Source organism: Brevundimonas sp., from assembly GCF_023259385.1.
Classification (GTDB): domain Bacteria; phylum Pseudomonadota; class Alphaproteobacteria; order Caulobacterales; family Caulobacteraceae; genus Brevundimonas.
In genome coordinates this window covers 1-21,809 of the sequence record NZ_JAHFPF010000023.1, presented here as the reverse complement: position 1 = coordinate 21,809, position 21,809 = coordinate 1, and the positions used below count along the sequence as shown (strand labels likewise).

The following is a 21,809-nucleotide window of genomic DNA, read 5'->3' as shown; positions in this document are numbered from 1 at the left end:
GCGGGCGGCGCGGCGCGGACGGTGCAGCTGCCCGCCGGCGCCCGCTTCGTGTCGCCGTCGTGGGCGCCGGACGGCAAGTCGGTGGCCCTGCTGATGGACGCGCCGACGGGGCTGGAGCTGTGGGTCGTGGACGTGGCCTCGGGCCGGTCGCGCAAGCTGACGGAGGCGCGGGTCAACGCCGCCGCGGGCGCCGCCTTCGACTGGACGCCGGACAGCGCCGGCCTGGTGGTGCGGCTGACGCCCGAGGGCCGCGGCGCGGCGCCGGACGTGACCCGTCCGCCCGCCGGCCCCATCGTGGCCGAGAGCATGGGCCGGGTGGCCCCGGCGCGGACCTATCAGGACCTGCTGACCGACGCGGGCGACGAGGCCCTGTTCGATCACTACTTCACCTCGCAGCTGACCTATGTGCCCCTGAACGGGCGGGGCGCGCGGGCCCTGGGCGAGCCGGCGGTCTATCTGGGCGCCAGCACCTCGCCGGATGGGCGCTACATCCTGACCACCACGGTCAAGCGGCCCTACAGCTATGTGGTGCCGGCCAACCTGTTCCCGTCGCAGACCCGGGTCATCGACCTGCAGGGGCGCACGGTGCACCAGGTCTCGGACCTGCCGCTGCGCGACAACATCCCGACCCCGTTCGACGCCGTGGCTCCGGGTCCGCGCTCGGTGCAGTGGCGCGCCGACGCGCCGTCGACCCTGGTCTGGGTCGAGGCCCAGGACGGGGGCGATCCCCGCACCGTCGCCGAGATCCGCGACCGGGTCTTCATGCTGGCCGCGCCGTTCAGCGCCCAGCCGACGACCTTGATCGACCTGAAGGAGCGCTACGGCGGCGTCACCTGGGGCGATGCGGACACGGCGCTGGTCAACAGCCGCTGGTTCAACACCCGGCACGAGACCCGCTATGTCGTCGATCCCTCGCGTCCGGGGACCGGCCGGGTGCTGCTGGAGCGGAACTATCAGGCCCGCTACGACGATCCGGGCTCGCCGATCACCGAGCCGAACGCGCAGGGCTTCAACGTCGCCCGCTTCACCGCCGACGGCCGCCTGCTGATGACCGGCGCCGGCGCGACGCGGGAGGGGGAATATCCCTTCCTGGCGGCCATGGACCTGAACACCGGCCAGTCGGAGCGGCTGTGGACCTCGGCCAGCGGCGACTATGAGAGCATCGTCGGCGTGCTGGACGACGGGGCGCGGCGGCTGGTGACGCGGCGTGAGACGCGCAACGATCCGCCGAATCTGTATGTCCGCAACCTGGACGGCGCCGCTCCCACGGCTCTGACGACCTTTGCCGATCCGGCGCCGCAGCTGGCCGGCGTGTCGCGCCAGACCATCACCTACGCCCGCGCCGACGGGGTGCAGCTGTCGGGCACGCTGTATCTGCCCGCCGGCTACGACAAGGACCGCGACGGCCCGCTGCCGCTGGTGATGTGGGCCTATCCGGCCGAGTTCACCGACGCCGCCGTGGCCGGTCAGGTGGTGGACACCGCCAACCGCTTCGTGCGCCCGGGCGGGTCCAGCCACCTGTTCCTGCTGACCCAGGGCTATGCGGTGCTGGACGATCCGTCCTTCCCGATCATCGGCAAGGACGGGGCCGAGCCGAACGACACCTATATCGCCCAGCTGACCGCCGACGCGCAGGCGGCGGTGGACGCGGTGGTGGCGCTGGGCGTGGCGGACCGTGACCGGATCGCCGTCGGCGGGCACAGCTACGGCGCCTTCATGACCGCCAACCTGCTGGCCCATACCGACCTGTTCCGCACCGGCATCGCGCGCTCGGGCGCCTACAACCGGACCCTGACGCCGTTCGGCTTCCAGTCCGAGCAGCGGACCTACTGGGAGGCGCCGGAGACCTACAATGCGATGTCGCCCTTCGCCTACGCCGACAAGGTCAATGAGCCGATCCTGCTGATCCACGGCGAGGCGGACGACAACTCGGGCACCTTCCCGGTCCAGTCGGAGCGGTTCTACGCCGCGCTGAAGGGCACGGGCGCCCAGGTGCGCTACGTCGTCCTGCCGCTGGAGGCCCACGGCTACCGGGCGCGGGAGTCGGTCGGCCATACGCTATGGGAGATGACCCGCTGGCTGGACCAGTATGTGAAGAACGCGGGGCCGCGAGCGGCGGGCGGCCAGTAGCTCCGTTCTCCCTCCCCTCCTGGGGAGGGTGGACCGCGTAGCGGTACGGGTGGGGAGCGGCGCTCTCGGATACGGACCCCACCCTGTCGGCGCGCAGCGCCGACATCCCTCCCCATGAAGGGGAGGGAGAAGGTCTGCGATCAGTCCTGCCGGGCGAGGGCCACCGCGTCCGGACCGGCGGGATAGCTGAGGCGATCCGAACCGTCGGTGGCGGCCTGCCAGACGGCGCTCGCCACGTCCGCCGGGACGGTCACGATGTCCGGCCGGAAGCCCGCGAAGACCGTCTCGGCGAATGGGGCGTAGGCTGGCGGGATCAGGCCGTTCATGCGGTCGCCCGAGTTGTCGGTGAAGCGCGTCGAGGGGCCGTAGCCCGGTTCGACCAGCTTCACGCGCACGCCGAAGCCCTCAAGTTCATGGGCGAGGGAGGCGGTGAAGCCCTGGACCGCGGTCTTGCTGGCCGTATAGCCCGCCACCAGCGGCATGGGGGCCAGGGTCACGCTGGACGTCACATTGACGATCACCCCAGAACCGCGCTCGCGCATGTCGGGCAGGAAGGCCTGGGTCACGGCCATGGTTCCGAAGGTGTTGGTCTCGAACACCTCGCGGACGGTCGCCATCGGCGTGGCCTCGAAGGCGCCGAGCAGGCCGATGCCCGCATTGTTGACCAGCACGTCGATCGGTCCGGCGGCCTGGACCAGGGCGGCGATGCTGTCGGGGCGGGTCACGTCGAGCGGCAGCAGGCGCAGCCGGTCCGAGGCGGGGAAGAGATCCGGGCGCGGGGTGCGCATGGTGGCGATGACGGTCCAGCCCCGGTCGAGGAAGTGGAGCGCGGTTTCGAGGCCGTAGCCGCTGGAGCAGCCGGTGATGAGCACGGTCTTCATGGGGGTGATCCTTGTGTTTGACCTCATCAGGCTAGCGGGCCGTATCAGGACGTTATACGATCTGAAGTCCGGATTTTATTTGTGATCGTCCAGAATGAGCGACCCCCTCTCTGAAATCATCGGCCTGCTGAGGCCCCGGACGGTGTTCGCCAAGGGCATCAGCGGGGCCGGGCGGTGGGCGGTTCGCTACGCCGAGTTCGGCCATCCGAGCTTCTGCACCGTGCTGGAGGGCCGGTGCCGGCTGGCGGTCGCGGGGCAGGAGCCGGTCGTGCTGGAGGCGGGGGACTTCATCCTGCTGCCCGCGACACCCGGCTTCGTGCTGTCGGGGTTCGAGCCGGCGACGCCCCGGCTGATGGATCCGGACGAGGCCGCGCCGGGCGGGGAGTTGCGGCATGGGACGCCGGACGGACCGGCCGACGTGCGGCTGCTGGGCGGCTATTTCGCGTTCGACGCGCCCGACGCCGCCCTGCTGGTGTCGCTGCTGCCGGCGCTGATCCATGTGCGGGGGCCGGGGCGGCTGTCGGCCCTGGTCGAGCTGGTCGCCGACGAGGCCCGCGCGGACCGGCCGGGGCGGGAGCTGATCCTGGCCCGGCTGGTGGAGGTGCTGCTGGTCGAGTCGCTGCGGTCGGCGCCGGGGGAGGGGACGCCGCCGGGCCTGCTGCGCGGGCTGGCGGACGCCCGTCTGGCGGCGGCGATGCGTGGGATGCACGGCGAACCGTCGCGGGCCTGGACCGTGGAGCAGCTGGCGCGGACGGCGGCGCTGTCGCGATCCGCCTTCTTCGACCGGTTCACCCGCGCCGTGGGCATGGCCCCGATGGAGTATCTGCTGGCGTGGCGGATGGCGCTGGCCAAGACCCTGCTGCGCGCCCGAGACCTGGCCTTGGACGAGGTGGCGCAGCGCGTCGGCTACGGCTCGGCCAGCACCTTCAGCACCGCCTTCAGCCGCTACGTCGGCCAGCCGCCCGGACGCTATGCGCGGGCGGCGGGCTGACGGATCAGACCTCGACCAGCGGCCCCAGGCCCGTCGTCGTCTTCGCCACGGTGAAGGTCTTCAGCGTCCGCTCGCGGTAGGGCTTGGCCAAGATGGTGGAGACGGTGCGCAGCTCGGCCCTGGCCTGCGTCGGGGTCAGGGTCAGCAGGACGTAGCCCTTGGCGGTCTGGTCGCAGAGGACGACCTCGGGGTTGGCGGCGTTCAGGGCGGCGCCGAGGGGCACGCCGGGGACGTGGTCGCCGGGGGAGGGGCTGGAGATGGAGCTGGTCCCGAACTCGACCGCGCGGCGCGCGCCGCCGGCGTCCTTCAGGTCGTTGACCCAGAAGGCGTGGCTGTCGCCGGCCAGGACGATGGGCTCGACCCCGGCCTCGGCGAAGGCGGCGTAGAGGCGCTCGCGGCCGGCGGGATAGCCGTCCCAGCTGTCGAGGTTGAAGGGCACGCCGAGGCTGAACAGCTGCTGGGCCTGCTGGACCTGGGCCCGGATCTCGGGCTTGAGGCTGGCCATCAGGGCCATGATCTCCAGGCGCGAGGCCAGTTTGGAGATGTCCGGCCCCTGCACGCGGGCCATGACGACCTGGTTGCCCAGCACCTGCCACGGCCGGCCGGCGGCCCTGGAAGCCTGCAGGGTGGTCTTGATCCAGTCGCGCTGGCGGTCGCCCAGCAGGTCGCGGGCCGGGTCGTTGCGCCTGGCCTCGAAGGCGGCGAGGTCGGGACCGGCGGCGGTCATCGGCATGTCGGCGGCGTAGGTGAGCTGTTCGTTGCGCGCCGTCAGGCGGGTCTCGACCATCAGCAGGCTGGCCAGGTCGCCGAAGTCGAAGCTGCGGTAGATGGCCTCTTCGGTCAGGCCGCCTTCCGGTTCACGGATCGGCATCCACTCGAAATAGGCCTTCAGCGCCGCGGCCTTGCGGGCGCCGAAGTCGCCTTCGGTGGCGGGCGTGTGGTTCTCGGCGCCCATGGTCCAGGTGTCATTGGCGACCTCGTGGTCGTCCCAGACGCAGATGAAGGCGGCGCGGGCGTGGGCGGCCTGCAGGTCGGGGTCGGTCTTGTACTGGGCGTGCCGCTGGCGGTAGTCGGCCAGGCTGACGATCTCGTGGGCGGGAACCGGGGCGCGGTTCAGGGCCGCGCCGTGGTCCATGCCGTAGTCGCCGGGCTCGGCCCCGTATTCGTAGATGTAGTCGCCGAGGTGGACGACCGCGTCGAGGCGTTCCAGCTTCGAGATGGCGTCGTAGGCGTTGAACAGGCCGCCCGGGTAGAGCTGGCACGAGACGACGGCCAGAACGGTCTCGGGGTTGGCGCCGACGGGCAGGGTGCGGACCCGGCCTTGCGGCGAGCGCGTCTCGCCCGAGGTGAAGGCGTAGCGGTACTCGACGCCGGGCTGCAGGCCCGTGACGGGGATCTTCACCGTGAAGTCGCGCTCCGGCCCGGTCTCGACCGTGCCGCCCGCGACGGCGGCGGAGGCGTCGCCGTCGCGCCAGACCGACCAGTCCACGCGGATGCCGCGCGCCGACGGATCGGACGGAGTCACCCGCGTCCAGATGACGGCGCCGTCGGCGCGGGGATCGCCGGAAGCGACCCCGTGCTGGAAGGCGACCGCCCGGGCGGAACGGGCGGCGGCGGGCAGGCCCGCGCCCGCCGCGCCGGCGCCGATGAGACCGAGAAGGCCGCGACGGTGAAGGGTCATGCGCCGGGCCTCAGTACTTGACGCCGAAGACGACGCCGACGGTGCGCGGCTCGCCGGCGATGAAGGTCGGCATGCCCAGCGCGTCGCCGGTGTTGCCCGCGTCCTTGATGAACTTCTCGTCCAGCAGGTTGTCGGCGAAGGCCTCGACCGACCAGGCGCCGCCGTCCGGCGCGTAGCGCAGGCGCAGGTTCAGCAGGCCGTAGCTGTCCTGGACCTCGTCGACGATCAGGTCGGGGACCAGGTTGCGGGCCTGCAGGTCGGTGCGGTCGTTGTCGTCGTCGAAGAAGACTTCCGACTGCCAGCTGTAGGTCGGCTGGACCCGGAGGGAGCCGCCGGCGACCGGCAGGGTCCAGTTCACGCCGATCGAGGCGCGGTGGTCTGGCGACAGGCGCAGGCGGTTGCCGTCGTAGATGCCCGCCTTGAAGCGCGAGTGGTTGTAGCTGTAGGTCCCGAACACCTCGACCTGATCGCCGACGGCCCACACCGCCTGGCCTTCGAAGCCGTAGGCCTCGGCCTTGCCGGCGTTGGTGACGACGAACTGGACGCCGTCCTGGACCGTCGTCTGGAAGTTCTCGTAGTTGTAGAGATAGACGGCGCCGTCGAGGCGCAGGGTGCGGTCCAACAGGGCGGCCTTGGCGCCGATCTCGAAGCTGTCGACGCTTTCGGCGTCGACTTCCTTGAAGGTCACCGCGCCGCCGGGGGCCGACGGACCGGCCTGGGCCAGCACCTTGGGACGGCGGCCGCGGGCGTAGTTGGCGTAGAGGTTGGCGTCGTCCGACAGGGCGTAGCGCGCCGTCAGACGCCAGGTGACGCCGTCGTCTTCCAGATCGCCGTAGCTGAAGTCGCCGTTGTTGGCGGTCGGCTGGGCGGTCAGGCCGAACAGGGGCAGGACGCCGGCCGGCAGGTTGACGGCGCCCGGGGTCGCCAGGCCGCCGAGCAGCGCCGGGATCTGGGCCGGCGGAACGGCGCCGGTCTGGATCGCCAGCAGGCCGCCGAGGATCGAGCGGCTCTGGACGCTGGAGGCGTAGCCGGTGGTCTTCTCATCGCGGGTGAAGCGGATGCAGGCGGCCACCTCGAAGCGGTCGGTGACGGCGTAGGTCGCGTCCGCGAACACGTCGAACGAGGTCAGCTCCGAGGCGTTGATCGGCGTCTCGATATGGGCGGCCTTCAGGTTGGCGGCGATCGCCGGGGCCAGGGCGCCGGCGCCCAGCGGGGTCAGCAGCTGGGTGATCACGCCTTGCGCGACCGTCGGATAGGCCGCGGCCGGCAGGGTGTTCTGGCCGACGGCGGCGGGATTGCCGTCCAGCACGCCCGACAGCTGGGCCAGGGCCATGCGCTCGTCGAACTGGGTCGGGGTGCGCTGATAGCCGTCCTCGGAGAAGTAGCCGGCGCCGACGAAGCCGGAGAAGCGGCCGCCGTTGTCGTAGTTGAGGCGGAACTCCTGGCTGGTCTGCTCGCCATGGGCCTCTTCGGCGGCGGTCAGGATCGGCAGCGACACGCCGTCGGCGTCGAAGGTCTCGTACGAGTTGAACTCGCGGTAGGCGGTGGTCGAGGTCAGGGTCAGGCTGTCCGACAGATCCCAGGACACGATGCCCGTCACGCCCCAGACGTCGCGGTCGAGGCCCAGTTGCTTGCCGCCGTCGAACAGGGCCGAGGGCGTCAGGGCCGCGCCCGTCCGGGGCTCGCGCGTGCCGAGGACGGCGCCGGTGGTCGGATCCTGCGGCGTGAAGGCCAGCGACTTGAACGCGGTGCCGGCCGAGTCGTCGGTCTGATAGTTGGCGATCACGTCGATGCGCAGGCCGTCGGCGGGGCGGAAGGCGCCCGACAGACGCAGGGCCTGGGTGTCGAAGCTGTTGTAGTTTTCGCCGCCGAGCAGGTTCTGGATGTAGCCGTCGCGGGTCTTGCGGCGGACGGCGAAGCGGATGGCGGCGGTGTCGCCGATGGGCGCGTTCACCACCAGGTCGCCGATGGCGTAGGAATAGTCGCCCAGGCCGATGCGGCCCGAAGCGGCCCACTCGCCGATCACGGCCTTGTTCTGGATGACGTTGACCGCGCCGATCAGGGCGCCGCGGCCGTAGAGGGTCGACTGCGGGCCCTTGGCCACCTCGACACGCTCGATGTCGAACAGCTCGACATAGGAGCCGCGCGACTTGGAGATGGAGACGCCGTCCTGGAAGACCGAGACGCGCGGTTCGGCGGTGGCGGCGCCCGAGTCCGAGGTGATGCCGCGCATCACGAAGCCCGGGTTGTTGGGCGACTGGTTCTGCACCAGGAAGCCGGGGGTGAAGGCCGACAGCTCCTCGAAGTCCTGCACGCCGAGGCTCTCGAGGCGCTCGCCGGAGTAGGCGGTCAGGGCGAAGGGCACCTCGACGGCGCTCTGCTGACGCAGCTGGGCGGTGACGACGACCTCGTCCAGCTGGGCGGCGGCGGCCTCCTGGGCCGAAGCGGTTCCGGCCAGGGCCCAGACGACGCCGAGGGCGCTGGCGCCGAGCAGGATGGACGGACGTTGAACGCGATGAATCATGACGGGGCCCCCGAGGTGAGGAGCCCGACCTAGCGGGGCTGTATGCCGTCGAAGCGACGGTGGGACGACCGGGAGGTGAAGCTGGCGCGTCGTCCGCGTGACCTTCGCTCCGTGGACGGCGGACCCGCGCGCGCCAGGCCGCTTCGGAAGAGCCCGCCACGCCTGAACCTTTGCCGCAGCGCAACATTACTGTTGCGCCAGCGTCGCTTGTCGGGTCACGCTGCAAATTCATTGCGGTGGGAGCGGCATGGCCTTCGACGAGATGTCCGGTGACGGTGGAGACGTCCGCGAAAGCTATCGCGGGCTGGCGCGCTGGCTGGCGGACGCGCCGGAGGGCCTGCTGCAGGCGCGCTCGCGCCAGGCGGAACTGTTCTTCCGGCGGATGGGGGTCACCTTCGCGGTCTATGGCGACGCCGAGTCCAGCGAACGGCTGATCCCCTTCGACGTGGTGCCGCGGATCATCGGAGCGACCGAATGGGCCGGGCTGGAGAAGGGGCTGATCCAGCGGGTGTCGGCGATCAACGCCTTCCTGGCCGACATCTATGGCGCTCAGGAGTGCATCAAGGCGGGGATCGTCCCGGCCGAGCTGATCCTGACCAATCCGCAGTACGCGCCCGAGATGCAGGGCCGCCGCCCGCCGCGCGACATCTGGGTGCAGATCGCCGGCGTCGACCTGGTGCGCACGGGCGAGGACGGCTTCTACGTGCTGGAGGACAACTGCCGCACGCCTTCGGGGGTCTCCTACATGCTGGAGAACCGCGAGATGATGATGCGGCTGTTCCCCGACCTGTTCGCCGACTATCCGGTGCGGCCGGTCGAGACCTATGCCGACATGCTGCTGGCGTCCCTGCGGGCCTGCGCGCCCGAGGCGGCGGGGGCGGACCCGACCATCGTGGTGCTGACGCCCGGACCGTTCAACTCGGCCTATTACGAGCACAGCTTCCTGGCCGACAAGCTGGGGGTCGAACTGGTCGAGGGCCGCGACCTGTTCGTCGACGATGGCCGGGTCTTCATGCGCACGACCGAGGGCCGCAAGCAGGTCGACGTCGTCTATCGCCGCATCGACGACGCCTTCCTGGATCCGCTGACCTTCCGCCCGGACTCGGCGCTGGGCGTGCCCGGGCTGATGACCGCTTATGAGGCGGGGACGGTGACCCTGGCCAATGCGGTCGGCACCGGCGTGGCCGACGACAAGGCCGTCTACACCTACATGCCGGAGATCATCCGCTTCTTCACCGGCGAGGCGCCGATCCTGAAGAATGTGCCGACCTGGCGGTGCCGCGAGCCTGAGGCGCTGAAGCATGTGCTGGCCAACCTGGGCGACCTGGTGGTCAAGGAGGTCGGGGGATCCGGCGGCTACGGCATGCTGGTCGGACCGGCGGCGTCGAAGACAGAGATCGAGGCCTTCCGCAAGAAGCTGATCAACGATCCCGACGACTTCATCGCCCAGCCGACGCTGGCCCTGTCGACCGCGCCGACGCTGGACAAGGGCGAGCTGCACGGGCGGCACGTCGACCTGCGGCCGTTCGTGCTGTCCAGCCCCGAGGGGGTGAAGGTGGCCCCCGGCGGCCTGACGCGCGTGGCGCTGAAGCCCGGCTCGCTGGTGGTCAACTCCAGCCAGGGCGGCGGCACCAAGGACACCTGGGTGCTGGACGTCTGATGCTTTCGAGAACCGCAGACAGCCTGTACTGGACCGGCCGCTATATCGAGCGGGCGGACTTTCTCGCCCGAATCCTGGAGGCCACCATCCGGCTGGCCGCCATTCCGACCCGCGGCGACGGAGACGCCGAGACGGTGTGGGCCAGCGCGCTGGCCTCGGCGGGGGCGCCCAAGGCGTTGGGCCGGTCGCCGACGGAGAAGTCGGTGCGCGAGTACCTGGCCTTCGCGCCGGACAACGCCTCGTCGATCACCGCCTGCATCACCCGGGCGCGGACCAATGCGCGCTCGGTGCGCACCGCCCTGACGGTCGAGCTGTGGGAGGCGATCAACGGCGCCTGGAACGGCCTGGCCGAGCAGGGGCAGCCGACCCGCCGCGACGACTTCGGCCACTTCCTGGAATGGGTGAAGACGGTCACCCTGTCGGTCGAGGGCGCGGCCTCGCGGACCATGCTGCGCAACGACGGCTACTATTTCCTGCGCCTGGGCGCGGCGATCGAGCGAGCCGACAACACCGCCCGCCTGCTGGACGTGAAATACCACCTGCTGCTGCCCGAGGGCGAACGGGTGGGCGGGCAGCTGGATTACTTCCAGTGGACGACCCTGCTGCGCGAGGTCTCGGCGCTGACGGCCTATCGCTGGGTCTACCGGGACTCGGTCAAGCCGTGGCTGGTGGCGGACCTGCTGGTGCTGAACCGGCAGATGCCGCGTTCGCTGGCCAGCTGCCAGACCTCGATCGTGCGCTATCTCGAACGGCTGGCCAGCGACTACGGCCGGCGCGGTCCGGCCCAGCGGCTGGCGGCGGAGCGGATGCGGGCCTTCGAGACCTCGAAGATCGAGACCATCTTCCAGGCGGGCCTGCACGAATACATCCAGAGCTTCCTCGCCGAGAACGGTCGGCTGGGGCAGGCCATCACCGAACAGTACCTGAGCTGATGCGCATCCGGATCGACCACGCCACGACCTACGCCTACGACCGGGCGGCCCGGTTCATCATCCAGACCCTGCGCCTGACGCCGCGCTCCAGCGAGGCGCAGACGGTGCGCGACTGGCAGGTGGAGACGGACGTGGACGCCCGCCTGCGCCGCTCCGAGGACGCCTTCGGCAACATCGTCCACGCCCTCTATACCGAGCAGCCGACCAAGAGCCTGACGATCCGGGTGACCGGCGAGGTGGTGACCAGCGACACGGCGGGCGTGATCCCGCCGGACCAGGAGCGGCTGTCGCCGCTGGTCTTCCTGCGCGATACGGACCTGACGAAACGGGACAAGCTGATCTCGGTCTTCGCGTCCGAGTTCCAGGCCCATCCGCCGCTGGACCGGATGCACCGGCTGATGGCCGCCATCAATGGATCGGTGGCGTTCGAGGTCGGAGTGACCACGCCGACGAACACCGCCAGCGAGGTCCTGGCCCTGGGGCGGGGGGTCTGCCAGGACCACGCCCATGTCTTCATCGCCTGCGCCCGCCAGATGGGCGTGCCCGCCCGCTATGTCTCGGGCCATCTGGCGCGGCGCGACCGGGCCGATCAGGAGGCCGCCCACGCCTGGGCCGAGGCCTGGATCGAGGGTCTGGGCTGGGTCGGCTTCGATCCGGCCAACGGCGTCTGCCCGACCGAGCGCTACGTCCGCATCGCCACCGGCCTGGACTATCTGGGCGCCGCCCCGGTGCGCGGGGCCAGCTACGGCGGGAGCGGAGAGACGCTTGCGGTCCGCCTGACCGTACGTGATGCGGACATGCAACAGGGCCAACAGCAGGCGTAGCCGTGGGGTCGTACGTCGCGGGAATCTGTTACGGTCGGGCGAATTCTGACGTTCGCGGGATACGACACGTCCAATGACCTACTGCGTGGGCCTGCTGGTTGATGAGGGGCTGGCGATGATCGCCGACACCCGCACCAATGCGGGCGTCGACAACATCTCGTCCTATCGCAAGCTGCATGTCGTCGATCATCCAGGCGAGCGCGTTTTGGCCGTGGCCACGGCGGGCAATCTGTCGGTGACCCAGACGGCGCTGGCCATGGTTCGCGAGGGCGTCCACCTGAACGTCGGCGAAGAGCCCGAGACGCTGGAGAACGCCCCGTCGCTGTTCCGCTGCGCGCAACTGCTGGGCCACGCGCTGCGCAACGTGCGCCAGTCGATCGCCCCGGCGCTGGAGGCGGACAGCCTGAACACCTCGGCCTCGATGCTGCTGGGCGGCCAGATCGCCGGCGGGCCGATGCAGCTGTATCTGATCTACAGCCAGGGCAATTTCATCGAGTGCGGGCCCGACACCCCCTTCATGCAGATCGGCGAGGCCAAATACGGCAAGCCCATCCTGGTCAGCGGCCTGCGCGGGAGCACGCCGCTGGCCGAGGCGGTGAAGCTGGGGCTGATCTCGTTCTCGACCACGATGCGCAGCAATGTCGGCGTCGGCGCGCCCTTCGACATGCTGACCCTGCGCCGCGGCATGATCAGCGGCGACGAGCGCCGGATCGAGGTGGACGATCCCTATTTCGAGGATCTGCATGACCGCTGGACCCGGGCCCAGGCCCAGGCCCGCGCGGCCATGCCGGAACCGCCGTGGATGATGGCCGCGAATCCCTAGCGGCCGCCGGGTTCGACCATCCAGCCGACGATGCGGCGAACGACCGGCAGGATGGCCAGCAGGACCGGGAAGGCCACGACCCAGGACAGGCCCCACGAGGGCAGCCACGTCGCCGGGAACGCCGGCGACAGGCCGAGGCCGCGCAGTGTCGTTATGGCCGAGACCACTCCGCTCATGATGACCGAGAGGACCAGGGGCTGGACGACAGCGTTGTAGCGCGCCGGCAGGCGGCGGAAGACGATGATGGAAGGGTGCATTGAGCGTCTCTGTTGGAAAGGGTCGTCGGCCATGTCGCATCCGCCGGAGATCCGGCTGCCCCGGCCGCGACCGGGAGGGATGCGTTGTCTGACGTGAGACGCTTACGGCCGCCCGGAGGCGACGGGGCGGTGTCTAGAGTATGTGCGAACGAATCGCAAGTGGCGGCGGCGGAGTCCGGCGCGGCCTGCTTGCGTTAACGGTCTGAAGCCGCCTAGCCTGTCGCCATGCCCGCCTTCGACACCCCTTCGACTCCCGCCGATTTCGTCTTCTTCGAGCCCCTGCGCGTGCGCTGGGCAGAGGTGGACATGCAGGGGGTGGTCTTCAATCCGAACTACCTCGTCTACGCCGACGTCGCGATGGCCGAGTATTTCCGGGCGATCGGCCTGCCGGGGCATGAGGGGACGACGGGCCTGGGGATCGACATGTTCGCGGCCGGGGCGAAGCTGGACTTCCGGGCGTCGGCCCGTTGCGACGAGATGCTGCGGCTGGGCGCGCGGATCGAGCGGTTCGGACGCAGCTCGTTCCAGCCGCGGGTGGGTATCTTCCGGGGCGACGAACTGCTGGCCGATGTCGGCCTGACCTATGTGTGCGTCGCGCTGGACGGGTCGCGTAAGGCCGTGCCCGTCCCGGAGGCCTTCATCGCGGCGGTGCGGGGCCTGGAGGGACGGATCGTCCGCGGCTGAGCGGTTGCGACGCCCGCCGCCCGCGATAGGGTGGGGCATGATCCAGTCGCTGAATCGCCGTTACGCCCTGACCCTGATGGGCGGCTCCGCCCTGGCCGGCCTGAGCGGCCTGCCCGCGAACGCGCAATCCGGGTGGCGGTCCGAGGACTGGGCCGCCCTGGGCGCCGATGTGAAGGCCGAGTTCAAATGGGCCTGGGACCACTATGTCGACAAGGCGTGGGGCCGGGACGAGATCAATCCGGTCTCCGGCACGGCGCGCTCCTTCTTCATCGAGGGCCATGACCTGGGCCTGTCGCTGGTCGAGGCGCTGGACACCCTGTGGATCATGGAACTGGACGAGGAGTTCCAGGCCGGCGTCGACTGGGTGAAGGCGAACCTGAACTTCGACATCGACGACTATTCGCAGGTGTTCGAGACCAACATCCGTCTGGTCGGCGGCCTGATCTCGGCGCACCTGGCGTGCGGCGATCCGGTGCTGCTGGACAAGGCCAAGGACCTGGCCGACCGGCTGATGAAGGCCTTCGACGCCTCGCCGCACGGCCTGCCGTACCGCTATGTGAACCTGAAGACCGGGGCGGTGCGCGACCCGGAGACCAACCTGGCCGAGATCGGCACCTATGCGACCGAGTTCGGGGTTCTGAGCCAGCTGACCGGCGACAGCCGCTACTATGCCGCGGCCAAGCGGGCGATGAAGCACGCGCTGGACATGCGCTCCGACAAGGGGCTGATGGCCGCCAACATCCACGCCGAGACGGGGCTGTTCATCAGCCGCAACGCCTCGATCGACGTCTATGCGGACAGTTTCTACGAATACCTGTGGGACAGCTGGGAGCTGTTCGGCGACACAGACATGAAGCGCTGGGCCGAGGAGTGCATGGGGGCCATGGTCGCGCACCAGGGCAAGCGGTTCGACGGCCGCCTGTGGTTCCCGATGGTGGACTATGAGACCGCCGAGACGACCGCGTATTCGCAGACGGTGCTGGGCGCCTATCTGGCCGGGCTGCTGGGGCAGGTGGGTCAGAAGGCGGCGGGGGACGACTTCCTGGCCACCTACACCGAGATGCAGGAGCAGTACGTCATCATCCCGGAATCGACGGATGTCCGCACCCGCACGCCGCGCGGCAAGGGCACCGGCCTGCGGCCCGAGTTCGCCGACGCCTGCCTGAACCTGTGGCTGGGCGACCGGGACGACCGCTACCGCGCGCTGACGGCCATCCACTACCGCAATATGAAGGCCACCTCGAAGGCGGCCTATGGCTACACCTCGCTGAAGGACATCACGACGCGGCCGATGGAGCAGGGCGACAACTGCCCCGGCTACTGGTGGTCCGAGCAGATGAAATACTACTTCATCCTGTTCGCCGAGCCGAAGCGGGTGGACCTGAACCGGCTGCAGCTGAGCACCGAGGCGAACGTGCTGCGCGGGTTCGTGAAGGCCTAGGCCTGCGCCTCGTCGTTCGCCGCCTCGTCCGCGTGCGGCAGCGGCAGGGTGACCCGGAACAGGCTGCCCTTGCCGGGCTCGCTCTCGACCTGAAGGCGACCGCCCATGACGGTGGTCAGGCCGTGGCTGATGGCCAGGCCGAGGCCGGCGCCGTCGGTGGAGCGGGTGGAGGACTCGTCGGCCTGGCTGAAGGCGGTGAACAGGTCGGCGACGACCTCGGGCGCCATGCCCGGGCCGGTGTCTTCGATCTCGAAGATCAGGGCGTTGTGGGTTTCGCGGGCGCGGACGGTGACGGTTCCGTCGGTGGTGAAGCGGACCGCGTTGTCGATGAGCGGTTCGACCAGGCGGGCGATCTGGCCCTCGTCGCCGAGCCGGGACGTCGGAGCCTTGGCCTCGATCCTGAACTTCAGCCCCTTGGCGGTCGCGCCGCCGCGGTAGTCCGTGGCCATTTGGCGCAGCAGCTGGTCGGGACTGAAGGGGCGGGGGTGCAGGGCCACCGCCTCGTTCTGCAGCCGCATGGCGACCAGCAGGTTCTCGATCAGCCGCAGCTGGGCCTTGCCCGCCTCCTTGAGCACGGCCATGCGGTCGCGCTGCTGCGGGGTCAGCAGGTCGTCCTCGATCACCTGGGCCATGCCCAGGACGCCGTTCAGCGGGGTGCGCAGCTCGTGGCTGATGTTGGACAGGAAGCGGGACTTGGCGGCGCTGCCGGCCTCGGCCTTCTCCAGAGCCTGAGCGAGGGCCTGTTCGCTCTCGCTGAGGCGACGCACGTCGTCGGCGACGCGGCGGAACAGCAGGGCGGCGGCCAGCAGGGTGGCGACCAGCAGGATCAGCATCAGGGGGCCGGCCTCGCGCAGGATGCGGGCGCCCGGCGCCTCGTGCGTCCAGACGATCCAGCCCAGGGTCCGGCCCTCGATGTCGCGGATCGCCACGGCGGTCTGGTGGCCGCGCAGGGCCGGGGCGCCGGCGCCGGGGCGATAGGCGGCCTGCTTGAGGCCGAGTTCGGTTCCCAGCGGCTCCACCACCGTCTCGAAGGGCTTGAAGGAGACGATGATGGGATCCGCGGCGGGGACCGGGCCCCCGTCGGTATGGCGCACGACGGTCGAGGCCGCGGCGAGCCAGGTCCGGCCCTCGACGCCGATCACGGCGCTACGCAGGCGGACGGCCTTCATGTCGACGGCGGACCGGTCCCGGACGGCCGCGCGGTTACGGACGTCGGTGACGAGAGGCGCGGCGGCGTGGGCGAAGGGCTGGGCCGGGTCGGCGCCCGCCGCCTTGCCCGCGAGGCTGACGCGGATCAGGCGGCCCTTGTCGTCATAGGCCGCGGTCGCGGCGTGGCCGCTCTGGACCGCGAAGAAGGCGCCGAGGTGATGGTCGATCCAGTCCGCGTCATGGGCGACCAGACGCAGGACCGCCTCGTCCCAGATGGTGCCGGCGGTCAGGTCGGCGGTGACGCCCTTCAGCGCGCCGGCCACCCTCAGCTCGACCAGATGCTGTTCCTTCTCGCGCTGGTGGGCGTCGATGGCCGAACCGACCACGGCCAGCACCGCCAGCATCCCCAGACTGGCCAGGGCCACAAGGAGGATCGCGACCCGAAAGGTCGTCCATGTCCGGCTACGCAACACGCACACTCCACACCTGGCCGCCTGTACGCGCGGCCATCGACGGCGGCGTTATGAACGGCGAGGGTGAACGCGGGGTTAGCCCTGTGTGACGGATCAGCGTCCGGGGGCGCTCATCGAATACGGCCGCTCCGCCTCCGTCGTCCCCCATGTCAGGTTCGGCTCGGTCCCCATGACGAAGTGGAGCTCGCCTCCGGCCTGGATCTCGTCGTGGCCGATCCAGGTGCGGTCCAGCGGGCGGCCGTTCAGGCTGACCGACTGGACGTAGAGGTTCTCGTCCGAGAGGCCCTCGGTCGAGATGACGAAGCGGCGACCGTTGGGCAGGTTGAGGGCGGCGCGCGACACGAAGGGACGGCCGATGACGTACTGGCCCGAGGCCGGGGTGACCGGATAGAAGCCCAGCGCCGTGAACATCAGCCAGGCCGACATCTGGCCGACGTCGTCATTGCCCGCCAGCCCATCGGGCCGCGAGTGGTACTGGCTGTCCATGATCTGCTTGAGCCGCGCCTGCGTCCGCCACGGGGCGCCGGCGAAGACATAGGCGTAGGCCGAGTGGTGGCTGGGCTCGTTGCCGTGGATGTACTGGCCGATCAGGCCCGCGATGTCCTCGGCGTGGGAGTAGTCCAGCCCGGTGTTGTCGTGGTCGAACATGGCGTCCAGCCGGGTGATCGCCGCCTGATCGCCGCCCAGGGCGGTGACCAGTCCGGCCATGTCCTGCGGCACGAACCACGAATACTGCCAGGCGTTGCCCTCGGTGTAGTCCGAGCCGTAGTTGATGGCGGTCGGGTCGAAGGGCGTGCGGAAGCTGCCGTCGGCCAGGCGGGCGCGGACGAAGCCCGTCTCGGTGTCGAAGGTGTTGCGCCAGAAGCCGGCGCGGCGGTCGAACGTCCGCTGGACATCCGTGCGGTCGAGCCGCTCGGCCATGCGGGCGATGGTCCAGTCGTCATAGGCGTATTCGACGGTCTTGGACGCCGCCTCGGGCTCGCGGTCGATGGGGACGTAGCCGAGGTCCATGTAGTCGCCCAGCCCGCCGTAGGGCCGGTAGCTGGCGCTGGCGACCATGGCGTCGAGCGCCGCCTCGCCGTCGACGTCCTCGACGCCCTTCAGGTAGGCGTCGGCGATGACCGGGACGGCGTGGTAGCCGATCATGGTCCAGGTCTCCTGACCCGCGAACGACCAGACCGGCAGGATGCCGTAGGGGCTGACCTTCTGCGCGGCGATCAGGGAGTTGATCATGGCCGCGTTGCGGGTGTCGGGCTGGACCAGGGTCAGCAGCGGGTGCTGGGCGCGGAAGGTGTCCCACAGGCTGAAGGTCGAGTGGACGGTGAAGTCGGACTGGTGGACGGCGTTGTCCGGTCCGCGCCAGCGGCCGTCGGCGTCGCCATGCACCGACGGCGCGATCAGCGAATGGTAGAGGGCGGTGTAGAGGCCGGCGCGCATCTCGGGCGCGGCCTCGATGTCGACGGCGCCCAGCGCCTCTTCCCAGGCGGTGCGGGTGCGGGCGCGCACGCCGTTGAAATCGAAGTCGCCGCCCTCGCTGTCGAGGTTGCGGATGGCGCCGTCTTCATCGACCGAGGAGACCGCGACCTTGACCAGCAGCGGTCCGGCGATCGAGCCGAAGTCGAAGGCGGCCTCCAGCGCGCGGCCCTGGACCTGGGCGCGGTCGTCCATGGCGCGGCCCGGCTGGCGGAAGCCGTTGTAGGGGATGTTCTCCTCGCGGTTCTGCAGCTGGTAGCCGACCATGGGGCGCGAGAAGCGCATGGCGAAATAGAGCTGGCGGCCGGGGGCCCAGCCGCGCGTCTCGCGGAAGCCGGTGACCGTGCCGTCCGGACGCACCCGGATGCGCGACCACAGCACCTTGCCCGGGTAGTCGTAGATGGACGGGCGGAAGTCGAGCAGGATGCGGGCCGGCTGGGCGCGCGGGAAGCTGTAGCGGTGCAGGCCGACGCGGACGCCGGCGGTCAGCTCGGCGCGGACGCCGGAATCGGTCAGGCTGACGGCGTAGTAGCCGGGGTCGGCGACTTCGGAGGCCTTGTTGTAGCGCGAGCGGTAGCCCGAACCGGGCTGGGCCGGATCGCCCGCGTCCCAGCGCACCTCGCCCGAGATCGGGGTGAGCAGCACGTCGCCGAGATCCGAGTGGCCGGTGCCCGAGAAATGGGTGTGCGAGAAACCGAGGATGGTCGGGTCGTCGTAGCGGTAGCCCGCGGCCCAGTCGTAGGCCTGGCGGAAGGGCCGGAAGTCGGTGTCGGGGCTCAGCTGCACCATGCCGAACGGCGCGACGGCGCCGGGGAAGGTATGGCCCTTGCCCGCCGTTCCGATGAAGGGATCGACCGCCTCATAGGCCGTCGGCGGCGCGGTCGGCGCCTCCTGCGCGGTGGCGCAGCCGGACAGGGCCAGGGTCGCGAACACCGCCGCCAGGATGGTGTGATGACCGATCCGTCTCATGCCGAAGCCCTCCGCCCAGTGATCCCCCGAACCTAGGCAGGTTGGCCGGGCGAGGGAAGGCGGATGCGGGCGTGCTCGAGAGGACTGGCGTGATGATCGCGCCGGTTGTTTACTGCCAAATTCTCGCTCGCTGAACGCTGGACACCGAACATGGCCTTCGTCACCGCCTTCGCCGCCGCGCTGGCCCTGGGCCTGCCGCCGCAGGACGCGGTCCAGGATCCTCCGGCCACGACCCTGGACGAGGTCGTCGTCGAGAGCCGGACCCTGAGGGAGACGGTCGACAGCTTCGTCGAAGGCGTCATCGCCGCGCCGATCGGTCGGGCGCCGGCCCGGTGGCACAGGAAGGTCTGCGTCGGGGTCGCCAATCTTCGGCGCGACGCGGCGCAGGTCATCGTCGACCGGGTGTCGGCGGTCGCGCTCGAGGCGGGGCTGGAGGTCGGGGAGCCCGGCTGCAAGGCCAATATCCTGGTCGTGGCCAGCGACGACGGCGACGCCATGGCGCGCGCCCTCGTGGAGGCGGCCCCGCTGGCCTTCCGCCCCGGATACGCCGGCGCCTCGCGAAGCGGGTTCCAACTGCAACGCTTTCAGGAGGGGGGCGCGCCGGTGCGCTGGTGGCACGTCAGCATCCCGGTGACGGATGACGGACAGATCGCCGTGCGAATGCCGGGGGACCCCGGGGCGCCGGTCATTCCGCAGGAGAACAGCCGGTTGCGGACCACCCTGCGCAATAATCTGCGCAGCGCCTTCATCGTGATCGATCTGCCGCGCGCGTCCGGCCTCAACTTCCAGCAATTGGGCGACTACATCGGCATGGTGGCGATGGCCCAGATTGATCCGGAGGCGGAGACGGCGGCCTTCGACACCGTGCTGAACCTGTTCGAACCGGGCCGTCAGGTCGAGGGCCTGACCGGATGGGACGCCTCCTATCTGAAGTCGCTCTATGACGCCGAGCTGAACCGCAAGCTGCTGAACCAGCAGACGGGCGAGGTGGGCCAGCTGATGTTGCGGGACCAACAGGCCGCGACCCGGCCGCAGTGACGGCGGCTCAGCCGGTCATATAGGGCGCCCACATGAAGGCGATCGCGCCGAACACGCCGATCGCCGTATAGGCCGTGGCGGCGACTAGCAGCAGGGCGACGGCTGTCTTCATGACCGGATTGGCGGTCCGGGAGGCGGCGAAATAGATCTCCAGCAGGGCCAGCGGGATCAGGTAGCTGCCGAAGGTCAGCACGATGTCGGCGGGGCCGGACATGTCCTTGGTCATGCCGACGGGCCCCTTGTTGACCACGACCCAGCCCATCAGCCCGACCCGCAGGAACCAGACCCCGCTGACCACCATGAAGGTGCGCATGGCCCAGCGGCGGTGCGTCTCGAAGCGCCGCTTGACGGCGTGACGCCAGGCCAGTCCTCCGAAGACGAGGATCAGCAGGCCGTTGATCAGGATGGCGACGGCGGAAATGGTCGACAGATAGGTGCCGCGCACGACCGCCAGCCAGACGCCGCTCAGAGCCATGAAGCCGCCGATCACCAGGAAGCATCGCCCGGTCCAGCGGTGCAGGGCTGGAAACCGGCTGCGGATCCGCGGGACCAGTTGCATCAGGCCGGCGAGCGTCACGACGGAGGCCAGCAGGACGTGGGCGGCGAAGACCAGATTGCCGGTGTGGTCGCCTTCGACATAGCCGTCGATCAGGGGCTTGTCGTTCCAGCCCGCGAAATTCCCGGTCGCGGTGCGGACGCCGTAGAAGACCAGGATGAAGCCGATGAAGGCGATCTGGCCGACGGCGGCGACCAGGAACCAGAGGACGCCGGACCAGCGCAGCAGTTTCGCGGCCGCGTTCCGGACCGGCGTGGGTGAAGGGGTGTTCGACATAGGCTCTCCCGATGACGCCTCGCATGAGGTCGTCGGCAGGCTCGCGGCGTGGGCGGACGGCGTCTCGCCGATTTGGAATTCGGCCAGAACCTGTTTCGTCGGGACCGGCCCCGCTGGACGGGACCGTCGCTTCAGGTCATCAATCCCGCGAGTTTCGGAAGGGCCGGGATGTCCACGCTGACAGTGCAGAGCGCGCCGGGGGGCAGGTTGCTGTCGTCGTGGCGGTCGCTGGACCGGCTTCACGTCCACGCCGTGATCACGGCCCTGTCCTTCGTGAGCTATGTGCTGGGCCGGCTGTTCGACGGCGGCGCCGGGACGGTCTTCGCCGTCGGCGGCGTGGGGGCCTGCGGATGGGCCTGGCTGCTGACGCGCGCCCTGTTCGATGCCGAGCCGCACGACGCCCGCTGGCCGCGCGTGGTGGCGCTGATCATCCAGCTTTCCGGCGCGGCGGCCATCCTCCTGCCGAACGGGAGCGCCGCCGCCGGGATCGCCGAGAACAGCTATGTGCTGTGCGGGTCCGCCGCCCTGCTGCTGACCTTCGTCGAGCCGTTCAGCCGCCGCCGGCCTGGGCTTCCGACGTCCGAGACGCGGTTCCGGATCGTCTTCCTGGCGGTCTACACCCTGCTGGTCGCCGTCTCGATCCTGGGGCTGCGCAGCGCGGGGGGCGGGCAGGCGGAGGCCGACCGGATCGAGCTGATCAAGGCCGCCTGCGCCTTCGCCGGACTGTGGGCGTGCGGGGCTGCGATCTGGTTCCGGGTGACCCATCCGCTGGAGCGGGACAGCCACGGGCGAACCGCGCGGCGGGCCGCGACGACCGAGGACCTGCGGCTGGCCGAACGCCTTCAGCGCCTGCTCCGCGAGGAAGAGCTGCACACCGAGCCGGACCTCCGGATCGCCGACGTCGCGGCGCGGCTGGGGGAGCCGGAATACCGGGTGTCCCAGTGCATCGCCGGCCTGGGCTTTCCCAACTTCAACCGGCTGATCAACCATCACCGGATCCGGCGAGCCAAGGCCCTGCTCGCCGACCCCGCCTATCGGGGATCGATC

17 protein-coding genes are annotated in these 21,809 nt (G+C 70.2%); 10 read left to right on the top strand and 7 right to left on the bottom strand.

What is annotated here, in order from left to right:
* Positions 1–2,130, top strand: a 2,130-nt coding sequence (locus Q0C81_RS03145; RefSeq protein ID WP_291833397.1) for a prolyl oligopeptidase family serine peptidase, incomplete at its 5' end; no start/stop codon positions are given.
* A gap of 140 nt (positions 2,131–2,270) precedes the next feature.
* On the opposite strand, the gene Q0C81_RS03140 is transcribed toward Q0C81_RS03145, so the two are convergent.
* Complete coding sequence (locus Q0C81_RS03140; RefSeq protein WP_291833395.1) at positions 2,271–3,011, bottom strand: SDR family oxidoreductase; 741 nt, start codon at positions 3,009–3,011, stop codon at positions 2,271–2,273.
* Positions 3,012–3,105: 94 nt separating this feature from the next.
* On the opposite strand from Q0C81_RS03140, the gene Q0C81_RS03135 reads away from it, so the two are divergent.
* The gene (locus tag Q0C81_RS03135) at positions 3,106–4,002 is read left to right on the top strand and encodes an AraC family transcriptional regulator (RefSeq protein WP_291833392.1); all 897 of its coding nucleotides are present in this window, start codon (positions 3,106–3,108) and stop codon (positions 4,000–4,002) included.
* A gap of 4 nt (positions 4,003–4,006) precedes the next feature.
* On the opposite strand, the gene Q0C81_RS03130 is transcribed toward Q0C81_RS03135, so the two are convergent.
* Together Q0C81_RS03130 and Q0C81_RS03125 are read right to left on the bottom strand one after the other, a co-directional pair.
* On the bottom strand, positions 4,007–5,683 hold the full coding sequence (locus tag Q0C81_RS03130) for an alkaline phosphatase D family protein (RefSeq protein WP_291833389.1): 1,677 nt from the start codon (positions 5,681–5,683) through the stop codon (positions 4,007–4,009).
* A gap of 10 nt (positions 5,684–5,693) precedes the next feature.
* Positions 5,694–8,207, bottom strand: coding sequence for a TonB-dependent receptor (locus Q0C81_RS03125; RefSeq protein ID WP_291833386.1), 2,514 nt, complete (start codon positions 8,205–8,207; stop codon positions 5,694–5,696).
* A gap of 247 nt (positions 8,208–8,454) precedes the next feature.
* Between Q0C81_RS03125 and Q0C81_RS03120 the strand changes: the two genes are divergently transcribed.
* The 4 genes from Q0C81_RS03120 (at position 8,455) to Q0C81_RS03105 (ending at position 12,446) form a co-directional block, all read left to right on the top strand.
* A complete protein-coding gene (locus tag Q0C81_RS03120) occupies positions 8,455–9,867 on the top strand; it encodes a circularly permuted type 2 ATP-grasp protein (RefSeq protein ID WP_291833384.1) in 1,413 nt (470 codons plus the stop codon).
* Positions 9,867–10,799, top strand: a complete 933-nt coding sequence (locus Q0C81_RS03115; protein WP_291833381.1) for an alpha-E domain-containing protein — start codon at positions 9,867–9,869, stop codon at positions 10,797–10,799. The genes Q0C81_RS03120 and Q0C81_RS03115 overlap by 1 nt, the downstream gene beginning before the upstream one ends.
* Positions 10,799–11,623 carry a transglutaminase family protein gene (locus tag Q0C81_RS03110; protein ID WP_291833378.1) on the top strand — a complete coding sequence of 275 codons (825 nt, stop codon included), beginning with the start codon at positions 10,799–10,801 and terminating at the stop codon, positions 11,621–11,623. Before Q0C81_RS03115 ends, Q0C81_RS03110 begins: the two co-directional genes overlap by 1 nt.
* A 73-nt stretch (positions 11,624–11,696) precedes the next feature.
* Positions 11,697–12,446 carry a peptidase gene (locus Q0C81_RS03105; RefSeq protein ID WP_291833375.1) on the top strand — a complete coding sequence of 250 codons (750 nt, stop codon included), beginning with the start codon at positions 11,697–11,699 and terminating at the stop codon, positions 12,444–12,446.
* Here Q0C81_RS03105 and Q0C81_RS03100 read toward each other — a convergent pair.
* Complete coding sequence (locus Q0C81_RS03100; protein ID WP_291833372.1) at positions 12,443–12,703, bottom strand: DUF2798 domain-containing protein; 261 nt, start codon at positions 12,701–12,703, stop codon at positions 12,443–12,445. The genes Q0C81_RS03105 and Q0C81_RS03100 overlap by 4 nt on opposite strands.
* 225 nt (positions 12,704–12,928) lie before the next feature.
* On the opposite strand from Q0C81_RS03100, the gene Q0C81_RS03095 reads away from it, so the two are divergent.
* Both Q0C81_RS03095 and Q0C81_RS03090 read left to right on the top strand, forming a co-directional pair.
* Positions 12,929–13,387: a thioesterase family protein gene (locus tag Q0C81_RS03095; protein ID WP_291833369.1), complete on the top strand. Its 459-nt coding sequence runs from the start codon at positions 12,929–12,931 to the stop codon at positions 13,385–13,387.
* 37 nt (positions 13,388–13,424) lie between these two features.
* A complete protein-coding gene (locus tag Q0C81_RS03090; protein WP_291833366.1) occupies positions 13,425–14,828 on the top strand; it encodes a glycoside hydrolase family 47 protein in 1,404 nt (467 codons plus the stop codon).
* Here the strand turns inward: Q0C81_RS03090 and Q0C81_RS03085 are convergent.
* Positions 14,825–16,402, bottom strand: coding sequence for an ATP-binding protein (locus tag Q0C81_RS03085; protein ID WP_291833363.1), 1,578 nt, complete (start codon positions 16,400–16,402; stop codon positions 14,825–14,827). The two genes, Q0C81_RS03090 and Q0C81_RS03085, sit on opposite strands and share 4 nt — an antisense overlap.
* Positions 16,403–16,543: 141 nt before the next feature.
* Positions 16,544–18,892 carry a GH92 family glycosyl hydrolase gene (locus Q0C81_RS03080; RefSeq protein ID WP_291833360.1) on the bottom strand — a complete coding sequence of 783 codons (2,349 nt, stop codon included), beginning with the start codon at positions 18,890–18,892 and terminating at the stop codon, positions 16,544–16,546.
* A 150-nt stretch (positions 18,893–19,042) separates the two neighbouring features.
* Here Q0C81_RS03080 and Q0C81_RS03075 point away from each other — a divergent pair, with 150 nt between their 5' ends.
* A complete protein-coding gene (locus Q0C81_RS03075; RefSeq protein ID WP_291833357.1) occupies positions 19,043–19,930 on the top strand; it encodes a hypothetical protein in 888 nt (295 codons plus the stop codon).
* Positions 19,931–19,937: 7 nt separating this feature from the next.
* Here the strand turns inward: Q0C81_RS03075 and Q0C81_RS03070 are convergent, their stop codons facing one another.
* A complete protein-coding gene (locus Q0C81_RS03070; protein ID WP_291833353.1) occupies positions 19,938–20,762 on the bottom strand; it encodes a DUF2306 domain-containing protein in 825 nt (274 codons plus the stop codon).
* Between the two features lie 168 nt (positions 20,763–20,930).
* Here Q0C81_RS03070 and Q0C81_RS03065 point away from each other — a divergent pair.
* Positions 20,931–21,809: hypothetical protein (locus tag Q0C81_RS03065; protein ID WP_291833351.1), on the top strand; the 879-nt coding region annotated here is incomplete at its 3' end.

Bases quoted from the DNA above. Each gene is read 5' to 3' on its own strand.
- Q0C81_RS03110 (WP_291833378.1), top strand. From the start codon at position 10,799: ATGCGCATCCGGATCGACCACGCCACGACCTACGCCTACGACCGGGCG.
- Q0C81_RS03115 (WP_291833381.1), top strand. From the start codon at position 9,867: ATGCTTTCGAGAACCGCAGACAGCCTGTACTGGACCGGCCGCTATATC.
- Q0C81_RS03080 (WP_291833360.1), bottom strand. From the start codon at position 18,892: ATGAGACGGATCGGTCATCACACCATCCTGGCGGCGGTGTTCGCGACC.
- Q0C81_RS03090 (WP_291833366.1), top strand. From the start codon at position 13,425: ATGATCCAGTCGCTGAATCGCCGTTACGCCCTGACCCTGATGGGCGGC.
- Q0C81_RS03140 (WP_291833395.1), bottom strand. From the start codon at position 3,011: ATGAAGACCGTGCTCATCACCGGCTGCTCCAGCGGCTACGGCCTCGAA.
- Q0C81_RS03130 (WP_291833389.1), bottom strand. From the start codon at position 5,683: ATGACCCTTCACCGTCGCGGCCTTCTCGGTCTCATCGGCGCCGGCGCG.
- Q0C81_RS03095 (WP_291833369.1), top strand. From the start codon at position 12,929: ATGCCCGCCTTCGACACCCCTTCGACTCCCGCCGATTTCGTCTTCTTC.
- Q0C81_RS03120 (WP_291833384.1), top strand. From the start codon at position 8,455: ATGGCCTTCGACGAGATGTCCGGTGACGGTGGAGACGTCCGCGAAAGC.
- Q0C81_RS03075 (WP_291833357.1), top strand. From the start codon at position 19,043: ATGGCCTTCGTCACCGCCTTCGCCGCCGCGCTGGCCCTGGGCCTGCCG.
- Q0C81_RS03125 (WP_291833386.1), bottom strand. From the start codon at position 8,207: ATGATTCATCGCGTTCAACGTCCGTCCATCCTGCTCGGCGCCAGCGCC.
- Q0C81_RS03105 (WP_291833375.1), top strand. From the start codon at position 11,697: ATGACCTACTGCGTGGGCCTGCTGGTTGATGAGGGGCTGGCGATGATC.
- Q0C81_RS03070 (WP_291833353.1), bottom strand. From the start codon at position 20,762: ATGTCGAACACCCCTTCACCCACGCCGGTCCGGAACGCGGCCGCGAAA.
- Q0C81_RS03100 (WP_291833372.1), bottom strand. From the start codon at position 12,703: ATGCACCCTTCCATCATCGTCTTCCGCCGCCTGCCGGCGCGCTACAAC.
- Q0C81_RS03135 (WP_291833392.1), top strand. From the start codon at position 3,106: ATGAGCGACCCCCTCTCTGAAATCATCGGCCTGCTGAGGCCCCGGACG.